This window comes from Xenorhabdus mauleonii (assembly GCF_900113945.1).
In the GTDB taxonomy this organism is placed as follows: domain Bacteria; phylum Pseudomonadota; class Gammaproteobacteria; order Enterobacterales; family Enterobacteriaceae; genus Xenorhabdus; species Xenorhabdus mauleonii.
In genome coordinates, this window is sequence record NZ_FORG01000006.1 from 125712 (window position 1) to 137923 (window position 12212).

13 protein-coding genes are annotated in these 12212 nt (G+C 44.8%); 12 read left to right on the forward strand and 1 reads right to left on the reverse strand.

Annotated features, from left to right (window positions below; genetic code table 11):
* The first annotated feature begins 3 nt into the window (after positions 1-3).
* The 7 genes from nfuA (at position 4) to BM100_RS08120 (ending at position 6439) form a co-directional block, all read left to right on the forward strand.
* Entirely contained in the window at positions 4-579 is a 576-nt protein-coding gene (gene nfuA, locus BM100_RS08090; RefSeq protein WP_092509738.1) for a Fe-S biogenesis protein NfuA, read from the forward strand.
* A gap of 323 nt (positions 580-902) precedes the next feature.
* Positions 903-1229, forward strand: a complete 327-nt coding sequence (gene glpE / locus BM100_RS08095) for a thiosulfate sulfurtransferase GlpE (protein WP_092509740.1) — start codon at positions 903-905, stop codon at positions 1227-1229.
* Between the two features lie 136 nt (positions 1230-1365).
* Complete coding sequence (glpG, locus tag BM100_RS08100) at positions 1366-2202, forward strand: rhomboid family intramembrane serine protease GlpG (RefSeq protein WP_092509742.1); 837 nt, start codon at positions 1366-1368, stop codon at positions 2200-2202.
* 120 nt (positions 2203-2322) lie between these two features.
* Entirely contained in the window at positions 2323-3081 is a 759-nt protein-coding gene (locus tag BM100_RS08105) for a DeoR/GlpR family transcriptional regulator (protein WP_092509744.1), read from the forward strand.
* Positions 3082-3441: 360 nt separating this feature from the next.
* On the forward strand, positions 3442-4929 hold the full coding sequence (gene glpD / locus BM100_RS08110) for a glycerol-3-phosphate dehydrogenase (RefSeq protein ID WP_092509746.1): 1488 nt from the start codon (positions 3442-3444) through the stop codon (positions 4927-4929).
* A gap of 241 nt (positions 4930-5170) precedes the next feature.
* Positions 5171-5728, forward strand: a complete 558-nt coding sequence (locus tag BM100_RS08115; RefSeq protein WP_092509748.1) for an RBBP9/YdeN family alpha/beta hydrolase — start codon at positions 5171-5173, stop codon at positions 5726-5728.
* Between the two features lie 234 nt (positions 5729-5962).
* Positions 5963-6439 carry a GNAT family N-acetyltransferase gene (locus tag BM100_RS08120; protein WP_244590600.1) on the forward strand — a complete coding sequence of 159 codons (477 nt, stop codon included), beginning with the start codon at positions 5963-5965 and terminating at the stop codon, positions 6437-6439.
* 6 nt (positions 6440-6445) lie between these two features.
* Here BM100_RS08120 and BM100_RS08125 read toward each other — a convergent pair whose 3' ends face one another.
* Positions 6446-7333, reverse strand: coding sequence for an alpha/beta fold hydrolase (locus BM100_RS08125; protein ID WP_092509752.1), 888 nt, complete (start codon positions 7331-7333; stop codon positions 6446-6448).
* 503 nt (positions 7334-7836) lie between these two features.
* Here BM100_RS08125 and yhfZ point away from each other — a divergent pair.
* From yhfZ to BM100_RS08150, 5 genes are all read left to right on the forward strand, one after another.
* Positions 7837-8742: a GntR family transcriptional regulator YhfZ gene (yhfZ, locus tag BM100_RS08130; RefSeq protein WP_244590603.1), complete on the forward strand. Its 906-nt coding sequence runs from the start codon at positions 7837-7839 to the stop codon at positions 8740-8742.
* A gap of 54 nt (positions 8743-8796) precedes the next feature.
* The gene (locus BM100_RS08135; RefSeq protein WP_092509756.1) at positions 8797-9159 is read left to right on the forward strand and encodes a PRD domain-containing protein; all 363 of its coding nucleotides are present in this window, start codon (positions 8797-8799) and stop codon (positions 9157-9159) included.
* A gap of 104 nt (positions 9160-9263) precedes the next feature.
* Entirely contained in the window at positions 9264-10478 is a 1215-nt protein-coding gene (locus BM100_RS08140; protein WP_092509758.1) for a YhfX family PLP-dependent enzyme, read from the forward strand.
* 374 nt (positions 10479-10852) lie between these two features.
* On the forward strand, positions 10853-11767 hold the full coding sequence (locus BM100_RS08145; protein ID WP_244590599.1) for a phosphotriesterase family protein: 915 nt from the start codon (positions 10853-10855) through the stop codon (positions 11765-11767).
* Positions 11768-11840: 73 nt separating this feature from the next.
* Positions 11841-12203 (forward strand): DUF2620 domain-containing protein, encoded by a 363-nt coding sequence (locus BM100_RS08150; protein WP_092509762.1) that lies wholly within the window; start codon positions 11841-11843, stop codon positions 12201-12203.
* Positions 12204-12212: the final 9 nt, after the last annotated feature.

A 12212-nucleotide genomic window follows, 5' to 3' on the forward strand; every position in this document is an offset into this window, starting at 1 on the left:
GACATGATTAATATTACTGAAGCAGCGCAAGCGCACTTTGCCAAGCTACTGGCAAATCAAGAACCGGGAACACAAATCCGCGTTTTTGTCATTAATCCAGGAACACCGACCGCGGAATGTGGCGTTTCCTATTGCCCACCAGATGCTGTTGAAGCTACTGATACCGAACTGAAGTTCGATCAACTGTCTGCCTACGTTGATGAAATCAGTGCACCTTTTCTGGAAGAAGCTGTCATTGACTTTGTAACCGACCAACTTGGTTCCCAACTGACCCTGAAAGCACCGAACGCCAAAATGCGTAAAGTGGCTGACGATGCTCCGCTGATTGAACGCGTTGAATACGTCCTACAATCGCAGATCAATCCTCAGCTTGCAGGGCATGGCGGCCGTGTCAGCCTGATGGAAATCACCGATGAAGGCTTTGCCATTTTGCAATTCGGTGGTGGATGCAACGGCTGTTCAATGGTCGATGTCACTCTGAAAGAAGGGATTGAGAAACAGTTATTGCAAATGTTCCCTGAATTGAAAGGGGTGAGAGATTTGACTGAACACCAGCGCGGTGAACATTCGTATTACTGATATTTGGATTATTTTGTATACCCAATGGATTTCAAGTTTCGGCGCGGCGGCAAAGGAATGACAACAGCTGGCCTCCGGTGAAAGGCAGGAGCCTCTCAGTAATCCTCAGGAACATAACGGTGACTGGGGCGTGTGAGTGCCGCCAACAAAGCAGCCACTTGAAAGACTAAGGATATAACCGCTTTCCGTCTCTGATCTTTCTGCCTGTATTTCCACGCCTTTCCAATGCAAATATTGGGAAGGCGCTCAGGTCATACCAGATAACTATTAAGAAATGAATATATTGGAAGCGAAAATTTTAGAAATTACATCATTGAGTATTTATGGATCATTTTCAAACAATAGACCCAGAACAAGCTTATCAATATTGGCTAAATAAAACCGCAGCCATGGTTGATATCCGCGATCCGCAAAGTTTCCGGGCCGGTCATGCAACAGGCGCATTCCACCTGACAAATGAAACTATCAATAATTTCTTGCAGGAAACAGATTTCGATACCCCGGTCATGGTGATGTGTTACCACGGTCACAGTAGCCAAGGCGCCGCACAATACCTTATCAATATTGGTTTCGAAACAGTTTACAGCGTCAATGGTGGTTTTGAAGCCTGGCAGAGGGATTATCCTCACGCCGTTGACACTGTTTCGTGACGTTCATACTGTTTCATGGCGTTAATAATCGGTGGTATTTAACATGCTGGTTTAAAAACAGATTGGCTTCAAGTTAGCGAGTTTCAACACAATTAACCCTGTGCGATTAACTTCAACATAAGGCAGAAGACGAGTAATGATTCATGTAACTTCAATATCCAATCCTCGGCTGGCTCAGGCCTTTATTGACTATATGGCGACACAGGGCATTCATTTGATCATGCGCCCTACCAGTGAACCCTTGCTGGTTGAATTATGGCTGGAAAATGCCAGCCATCTAAGCCTGGTTGAAGAAGAACTTCGCCATTTTTCCCGTGATCCCCTTAATGAACGCTATCAGGCAGCCAGCTGGCAAACCGGGAAATTCAACAACACTTTTAAGTATCGCAACAATCTCAATTGGGAAACCCTCAAAAGCCAGTCCGGCCCGCTCACTATCGCCATAACCGTACTCTGCCTGCTTGTGTTTATTTGGATGCAGGTTGCGGGAGTATCCGAAGTCATGAACTGGCTGGCATGGCCTAACAGTGAGCAATATTTCGAGTTATGGCGTTGGGTGACCCCTGCTGTATTGCATTTTTCATTAATGCATATTCTCTTCAATATCGCATTGTGGTGGTATCTGGGCAGTCAGGTGGAACGTAAGATTGGGGCAGGAAAACTTTTTGAAATCACAATAGTATCTGCATTTTTCAGTGGTTGGGCACAATCATTGTTTAGCGGATCTCATTTCGGTGGGCTTTCTGGTGTGGTCTATGCACTGATAGGATATGTTTGGTTGACTGGTGAAATTTCACCCAATCGAGGGATTCATCTTCCCAGAGGGCTAATTGTTATTTCTGTCGTCTGGTTATTGGTTGGTTATTTCGATGTATTTTCATTGAGCATCGCAAATGCCGCTCATGTTTCAGGATTAATTATCGGGTTATTAATGGGCCTATGGGATAATTTACGCAGACAAAAAAATCAATAATATTCCAAGTCACTTGGGTCAACTATAATCCATGTATATCCATGAATGTTTTGCTGTGGCCCGAAACAGATCGGGGCGAAATAAAACAGAGTGGATATATGCAAATATTAGGGGAATTTTGTGAAGCAAACTCAGCGACATGATGCGATAGTCGAGCTGGTGCGCCTTCAAGGTTATGTCAGCACTGAAGAGCTGGTTGAGCATTTTGAGGTCAGCCCTCAAACCATTCGCCGTGATTTAAATGATCTGGCAGATAAAAATAAAATCCACCGTCATCACGGTGGGGCCACTTTGCCCTCCAGCTCAGTTAATGCCGCTTATCATGACCGCAAGATCATGTGGTCAGATGAAAAAGCCCGAATTGCAGTGCAAGTTGCCACTCAAATTCCAAACGGCGCGACGCTGTTTATTGATATTGGAACAACGCCGGAAGCGGTGGCGCACGCACTGCTCAATCACCGGGATTTACGGATTGTCACCAACAATCTCAATGTGGCCACCCTATTTATGGGCAAGGAAGATTTCCGTCTGATCTTAGCAGGGGGTGAAGTTCGCTCCCGTGATGGTGGCATCATTGGTGAAGCAACGCTGGATTTCATCTCTCAATTCCGCCTTGATTTCGGTATTCTTGGGATCAGCGGCATTGATAATGATGGTTCCCTGCTGGAATTCGATTATCACGAAGTTCGTACCAAACGGGCCATTATCGAAAACTCCCGTTGTGTCATGCTGGTTGCTGACCACTCGAAATTTGGCCGCAGTGCGATGGTTAATCTGGGTAACATGAATCTGATTGATTATTTGTTCACTAATAAAGCGCCGCCCCCCAATATTCAGAAAATCATCGACCAATACAGCGTCAAGTTAGAGCTTTGCTAGCTTTCCCTCATTCACAGGCGTTCCCCACCTGATATTGATTGTTGGTGGGGTTCTCCTCTGTAAATGCCTTTCCATATCTTCCCAAGGCTTTCCCCTGAGACTACCGGCTCAAGATTTGCCTCAATATTTTTACCTGCACCGCCCCCCAAACTTTCCTCTAAACTGCCTCCCAAACTTCAGCCTAAATTTGTATCCCACAAAATCCTGATTAATCTTATAGATATGATAATGATTTGTTATCTGTATCACGCGAAGGTGTTTTTTCTGAGTTAATAGTTGGCGATTGATGAATTTTTGATTACAATCCCTGAGCGAAAACGAACATTAAAGAACTGTTTCGAACATTTCAGAGGGTATGCAATGGAAACCAAAGACTTGATTGTAATCGGCGGCGGAATTAACGGCGCTGGTATTGCGGCAGATGCTGCTGGCCGGGGACTTTCTGTCCTGCTGTTGGAAGGTCAAGACTTGGCCAGCGCGACTTCGTCTGCCAGCTCTAAACTGATCCACGGCGGCTTGCGCTACCTTGAGCACTATGAATTCCGTCTGGTCAGTGAAGCATTGGCAGAACGTGAAGTATTGCTTAAACTGGCTCCGCATATTGCATTCCCAATGCGTTTTCGTCTGCCACACCAACCACACTTGCGTCCAGCCTGGATGATCCGTATTGGTCTGTTCCTATACGATAATTTGGGCAAACGTGTTAGCTTGCCGGGCAGTAAGGGGCTGAAATTCGGGGCAAACTCAGTATTGAAGCCATCCATCACCCGTGGTTTTGAATATTCCGACTGCTGGGTTGATGACGCTCGTTTAGTTGTACTAAACGCGCAAGAAGTACAGAAACACGGCGGTGAAGTTCGTACCCGCACTCAAGTGACGCGTGCATATCGTGAAAATGACCTCTGGGTCGTTGAAGCTACGGATCTCAAAACCGGTGAAACCCATACATGGCGCGCCAAAGGCTTGGTGAATGCAACTGGCCCGTGGGTAAAAAACTTCTTCGACAACGGACTGCAACTGAAATCCCCTTATGGCATCCGTTTGATCAAAGGCAGCCACATCGTAGTTCCTCGCGTCCATGATGAACCGCAGTCCTATATTCTGCAAAACGAAGATAACCGCATCGTGTTTGTCATTCCATGGAATGATGATTTCTCCATCATCGGCACAACCGATGTTGAATACAAAGGCGATCCGAAAGACGTCAAAATTGACGATAAAGAAATCGATTATCTGCTGAAAGTCTATAACGATCACTTCAAGAAACAGCTTGAACGCAATGACGTTGTTTGGACGTACTCTGGTGTCCGTCCGCTGTGTGATGATGAATCAGATTCACCGCAAGCTATCACACGTGATTACACGCTGGATGTGCAGGATGAGGAAGGCAAGACACCATTGCTGTCCGTGTTCGGCGGTAAGCTGACAACCTATCGTAAACTGGCAGAGCACGCGTTGGAGAAACTGGTCGCGTACTATCCAAATGCCGGCAAGGCATGGACTAAAAATGGCAAATTGCCGGGCGGCGAGCTGGAAGGCTGTGACCGTGATGGTTATGCCCGTCTGCTGCGCCAACGTCACAACTGGTTGCCAGAAGGCGTGGCTCTGCGCTATGCCCGTACTTACGGCAGCAACAGCCAAATTATCCTGAAAGGTTCAGACGCACTGGCTGATCTCGGTGAATGCTTTGGTCATGGCCTGTATGAGGCTGAACTGCGTTATTTGGTCGAACACGAGTGGGTTACACAGTTGGATGATGCTATCTGGCGTCGTACCAAACTGGGTATGTGGCTCACCGATGAGCAAAAGCAACGCGTTGCTGACTGGCTGGCCCAGAACGTTAAATAAGCTTAATTACAAGACTGATTTTGCGTAATTGAAATATGGCGATAAAAAATTATCGCCATATTTAATTTACCAACCACTTACCGCTCATCAATAATCCCTCAAAGAACGCATAAATTTTCGCAATAAAACACTCTGATACCCCTATTCGCTTTCCCTATTTTCTGCTGAGTTGAGCAGGTTATTCAGCATGCAAATTTTTATTGCCATGATAATATTTTGGAAAAAACCTCTGGAATAAATAATGGCAGACAAGACGTTCTTAATCGTTCCGGGATATACCAATTCCGGCCCAGATCACTGGCAATCCCATTTAGAAAGAAAATACGCAAATATTATCAGAGTACAGCAAAGCGACTGGAATTCTCCCATCCGGGAACAATGGCTAAACCGACTTGATGAAACAATCGAAAAAACCTCCGGGGAAATATTTCTTATTGGCCACAGCTGTGGCGCAGTGACAATTACTCAGTGGGCGGCAGAAAGAATATGCGGCAGGGTAAAAGGCGCATTGCTCGTTGCTCCCGCGGATATCGATAGCCCCGATGCGCCACTGGAAATTCAGGTTCAGCGCCCTCTGGCAATGTCACCTTTGCCTTTTGCGTCTACCCTGGTATGCAGTGATAATGATGAATTTCTAGCTGTGGAAAAAGCCCGTACATTAGCCAATTGCTGGGGATCTGATTTAATTGTTTTACCCGGGGCAGGCCATATTCATACTGCTGCAGGATATGGAGAATGGCTGGCAGGTGAGCATCTCATCAACGAAATATCAAATAACGGGCTCATAGCCAAACCCTGACGACCACTATACTCTATGGATTTCAAGATGCATCGCGGCGGGAAAAGGCTGCCCGCCGGTGAGAGGCAGGAGTCTTTCAGTCATCCTCGGGAATATAACAAACTATGTGACCGGGGTGAGTGAGTTCAGCCAACAAAGAGGTAACTTGAAAGACGACGGGGGTAAATAGTTTCGGAGAATTCGCTGTTAAAAATTAGAGAAGCGACATCAAAAGACGCGACACTATTATCTCAATTGTATGAAACGAGCTACCGCTTTCATTTTACCGATTTATGGCTTGATAAAGAGGAGTTAGAAAAATACATTGCGGAACAGTGCTCGGTAGACACAATATTCACGTCACTTAACACTCCCGAACACAAATGGTTTATTGCCGAAACTGATGCCATTAATTCCAATGTCATCGGTTTCAGTAAAATTATCACCAATCAAACCATTCCCGATGAAAATATCATTGGCCTTTATTTACATAAACTCTATTTAATTCCGCATCTGACGGGAAAAAATTACGGGGAACAATTGTTTGATCATGTGGTAACACTCGGTCAGGAATGGGGGCAAAAATGGCTTTGGTTGGAAGTGTTGGAAAAGAACAAATATGCCATTAAGTTTTATGCCAAAAAAGGCATGACATGGCAAAAAGATATTTTATTTTCCAGCTCCAAACAGCAAAGCACATTACATATAATGACGAAAAAACTGCTCAATTAGGCATTATTATTGTATTCCATGTAAAAATGGGATTATTTTTCCAGCCTGCGCTTGCATGAATGAAAGCGGAAAACTATGCCCCATTTTTTGTATCGGCAAAAATTCAGCGCCGGCAATGCGTTTAGCCGTATCCTCTCCACAGGCCATTGGAATTAAAGGATCGTCCTCACCATGCACAACCAAGGTTGGGCAACGAATTTGGGCCAACAGTTCGGCTCTGCCGGAATCAGCCATTATCGCCAGTATTTGCCGAATCGAGCTATTGGGGTCATACCCGCCGCGGCGCAAGGCTATCCTGAGATGCCGGGTCAGTTTATCTTTTTCAAAAGGTTCATCAGGTGAAAGCACAGCCTGAGTGACTTTAAGCTGATGAGCAATTAACTGGTCTTCACGCGGGCCGTCAGGCTTAGACAATAATGCAGCTATAATTTCTGGCTTGGCCGAAGGAAGGTGGCGGGCACCACTGGAACTCATGATACTGACCAGGCTCATCACGCGTTCAGGATAAGTGGCGGCAAGCCTCTGGGCGATCATTCCCCCCATAGATGCGCCAATAATGTGCGCTCGCGGAATATTCAACGCATCAAGCACCCCCACGGCATCGCCCGCCATATCTTGCAGGCTATAAAACGGGCGCACAGGCAACCCGAAACGAAAGCGAAGTTTTTGCCAAAGAAGAGAGCTTCGCCGGACATGGTCAAAGTGCTGGCTCAACCCCGCGTCCCGATTATCATAACGGACTACCCGAAATCCAGCGGCAACCAATTGGCTGACAACTTCATCCGGCCAGTCAATAAGCTGCATACCCAGCCCCATGATCAGTAAAACAACCGGACGTGTCTCTCCACCGCTGTCTTCAATTTCAATCGAAATATTATTAGCTGTAATTTTCATAAGCGACAACCTTTCGACTTTTTATAACCGACCGAAATATAAACTTAAAGTATAGGCATAAAACAAATCAAATTTATTATTTGGTATAAACATGTAAAAAATAATATTCAAAATAGTTAAATTAAATCCTCGATACATTTAAATAAATTACGACGGTGAGATATTTTGTTGATTAACGCAAGAATTAGCTGCAAAATGTTATCCTAATTATTCTGTAACGTGATAAATAGCGCAGCAAAAATCACTAACCAGATAGAAAAATACAGCAATCAAATGCAGTTAATCTCCTTGTCATCCCTATTTTCTTCCAAATCAATGCATTTTTATATCTTCAAAGCAAAATAAATATATATCTTCAAAAGATTGATAATATTGGACTTTGCTATTTTTTAAATTTTCATTTTTTTGGCAATTGTGATATTAATCCACTTTCTTTAATTCGCTTATTGCGATTTATGTTCAAATTTATGAAGATAAACAAGAATGGATAGCAACTTGCAATGATGAGTCAAACATTCATTAAAAAAGAGGGAATTGCACAAGCGTTTCTTGCTCGTTACCTCCTCTCAGAACAAAGTGGCAACCGACTAAAAACTATAGAATTGTTAGCCAAAGAATGTGGTTTGTCCGTGGGTTTAATGCAAGCAGCATTAAAATCCCTTGAACAAACACAGGCAGTTGGAATTAAGCGTCGTGGTCGTAATGGTAGTTTTCTTGCACAAATTAACCACAAATTGCTCTTGGAGTATGCTGATATCGGCAATGTGGTTTGTGCGATGCCGCTTCCCTACACCCGCGCCTATGAAGGATTGGCAAGTGGTTTGAAAGCCCTGTGTGCAGGGATACCGTTTTACTTTGCACATATGCGTGGCTCAGATATCCGCATTGAGTGTCTGCTAAACGGTGTGTACGACTTAGCAGTAACATCAAGACTTGCCGCAGAACAACATCCTGAAAATAAAGATTTATATATTGCGCTTTCACTAGGGACACAAAGTTATACAGACAGGCATAGATTGATCTTTCGTCAAGGCGAAATGGAATCGATTCGCCGCGTAGGGCTAGATAGCACCTCGGCAGACCAAAAAATAATGACAAATCAGTACTTTGAAGGCAAAGAGATTGAATTGGTCGAAGTTTCCTATCATGAATGTCTGAATCAAATAATAAAAGGCCACATTGATGCGGCTATCTGGAACGTGGGGCAAGGCCATGAGCTGCTCTCACAGGGTCTGATGACATTGATCCCCGGTGATAGCGACAGCTTTGTCAAGGCCTCAGAAGCGGTTATTCTTGCCCGCAAAGATAATATTCCCATCCAGCAACTCCTGCATACCATGGTTGATCGAGATGAATTGCTGAACCATCAACAAGACGTTGTAGCAGGTATCATCACGCCCGTTTACTGATATTCCAACAATTCAAGCAACCACTTTATTAACAAAGACGTGTAACAAAAAGCAATGATAGAACAACGCTTAACTATCCTGCTGCAAGGTGGCGTCATCGAACAAGATATCTACGATAACATGCTGGCTGTTATGCATGAACTGGAAGATGTCTGGCTCATTCCTGTCCGCCATCCACAAGGTGAAATGGCCCTAACCCATATGGCAAGCGCGTTGATGCGCTCACGTCACGGAGAAATTGTTTCCGCGCTGGACAGGGCAATACTGGAAAAAATCGAGCTTTCTGAACATTACCATCAACTCATCACCATCCATCGCTCCCTCATCAAAAAATTCACGGTGACACTGCATCCTAATGAAGAAGGCTACCTGTTAGTAAATTTATATGGTTTAATGCTTTCTTTCGAAAGCAGTTAGCTTTTGATTACATTATAAATATTCAAAAAAATGAAGATTTTTGTTTCGTAAACAGTTTCTGTTTTTACACAGCCTTGCTGCTTTGCAGCCATGAAGAGAAACCTATGTTTATTAATGCCTTGAAAAAACAAAACCCCAAATTGATTGAAGTTGCAAGAAGACTTTGGCAACAAGGCGCAATATTGCCAGATACCTATATTATCGATGTCGATCAGGTTTTAAATAACGGCCGCAAGCTGCTGAAAACGGCTAACCAACACGATATTGAACTCTATTTGATGACCAAGCAGTTCGGGCGCAATCCTTGGTTGACCAAGAAACTGATTGAGCTGGGCTACCGCGGTGTCGTCGCTGTCGACTTCAAGGAAGCCTATAGCCTGAGCCAGCACGATATACCGCTATGTCACATCGGCCATCTGGTACAGACTCCGACGCATTTAATTGAAACCCTGCTCAAGCGCAATCCAGACATCATTACCGTTTTTTCTCGTGAAAAGGCGCAAACGATTTCGGATGCAGCAGAGAAGCTGGGACGCGTTCAACCCATAATGCTAAAAGTCTTTGATAAACGGGACATTGTCTTCCCCTGCCAAGAAGCAGGCATTACTTTTGATGAGCTTGAATCTGTTGTCGATGACCTGAAACAGATGCCCGGAATTAAATTGAGCGGCCTGACCCACTTTCCTTGCCTGTCGTGGGATGCACGCTATCAAACCACCTTACCGACAGCCAATTTGCTGACCCTCATCCGTGCGCGAAACCGACTTGAACAACTCGGAGTTAAGCTTTCGCAGATTAATGCCCCTTCCGCATCAAGCTGCAACACTATCCCACTGCTGGCCAAATATGGTGCGACCCACCTTGAACCCGGCCATGCGTTAACCGGAACCATTCCCGCCAATATCACCGGACAAGAGCCAGAACATATCGCCATGGCTTATGTCACCGAAGTTTCGCATCATCACGATGGCAATAGTTACTGTTATGGTGGCGGTTACTACAAACGTGGGCACATGAAGCATGCACTGGTGTTTTCTGAAAACATTTCATCAGAAATTTCATCTAAGCACATTTACCCCAAAACCGCCCCACCCAAAACTACGCGCATACTGCGTTTGGGCGAGCCTTGCATTGACTATCACCTCCCAATCGCAGGTACACACCCAATCGGCAGTCCGGTGATTATGTGTTTCCGCTCTCAGGTTTTCGTGACCCGCAGTGATGTAGCCCTTGTCTCAGGCATTCAATCGGATGCTCCCAAACTTGAAGGTATCTATGACAGTCAGGGAAACTGGAAAAATAACGGCTATGCCCAGTAATTCCTCAATATAGGTATTACATTATCACTATTACATATAGTATTACTCTGGCATTAAATAATGTTATTTTCGCTCTGGTAGATTTCCCTCATGATCCTGCGCGATGACTTTATGAATATTTGTGCATGATAAATTAATGAAATGGCTATTTTGTGGAATAGCCATTGATAACATCATCATTTATAAAGACCATTATGGGAAACTAAAAGCAAACTGGGGATACGCCCACACATTCCGCTTCGTATTCCTCATCCATCATTGATGCAGTTGAAGACTCACTAGGGCAGCGGGATATCAAAGATATCAAGTTGAACATTGGGGGGGACACACTGCAATCTTCATCAAAAAATCGAGCTGTTAATCATCATTTAGCAGTGAAAATAAATCGTGGTTTTGACACATCGGGATATACCTATGTCCACGAACATTTGCATATCGATCTTTCCGGTGCAAAAGGCAGCCTGGATTGCCGCTTGGATCAATATGACCTGATAGTTGATGAACTTCTCCAGCTCCATGCCCTTGGGGTGCGGAATATAGTGGAAATGACTAACCGCTACATGGGACGCAATGCGGTTTTTTTGCTGGATCTAATGCGTGATACCCGCATCAATATTATTGCCTCAACCGGCTACTACAAACAGCCATTTTTCCCCGACCATTTCAACGAATTAAGCGTACAAGCGATCGCTGATGACATGATCACCGAAATTGAAATCGGGATTGATGGCACGGCATTAAAAGCGGGGGTAATCGCAGAGATTGGTTCCAGCCTTGGGCAAATCACGGAAGATGAGCAAAAAGTCTTTGCAGCAGCGGCGTTGGCTCACCAAACGACAGGCTGTCCCATTTCCACCCATACCACACTAAGCACCATGGGGCGTGAACAACTGGCACTGCTGACGGGCTTTGGTGTTTCTCCTGAACATATCGCCATCGGCCATTGCGATCTACGAGATAACCTGAGCACCATCATTCCAATTCTGGAAGCAGGGGCATGGGTGCAATTCGATACCATCGGCAAAAATAATTATTATCCAGATATCGGGCGCATCAGCATGTTGCAAGAGGTCGCCAAATATGGGCTACTGGATCGCGTTATGCTTTCCCAAGATATGACTCGCCGCTCCCATTTGAAAAACAACGGAGGGATTGGGTTTGATTATCTGCTTACCGTCTTTGTCCCTATGTTGTTTGAAGCCGGATTTTCCCAAATGCAGGTAGATCAAATGTTACGTGATAATCCTGCACGATTTTTCCAGCACAGCCTTAAAAAAAAACCGCACTGAAAATTCAGTGTTAAAAAAACATAGCTTTTTCAAAAAGCAATCCGATAGAAGATACAAAGAGAGGGATAAGAAGATGAGATTTGTCGTTGGTGGGCAAATAGAGAAAGGGGCAATAGCCGAAGGTATTCGCCAATTGGCGGGAGACAAAGCGACTTCAATTACCATCATGAATGACATTGAAGCGGCGATGGCAGTGAAAAATGGCGAAGCCGATTACTATCTTGGCGCCTGCAATACTGGCGGCGGCGGAGCGCTGGCCATTGCAATCGCCCTTATTGGCCTAGACCAATGTGCCACTATCAGTATGCCGGGAAAGATATTGTCTGATGAAGAAATAATCGCCCATGTCAAGGCAGGGAAAAAGGCATTTGGGTTTACCGGACAAGATATTGAGATGGTTCTGCCAGTGATCATCAATACCATTATTTCACAGTGAGGGAATTGT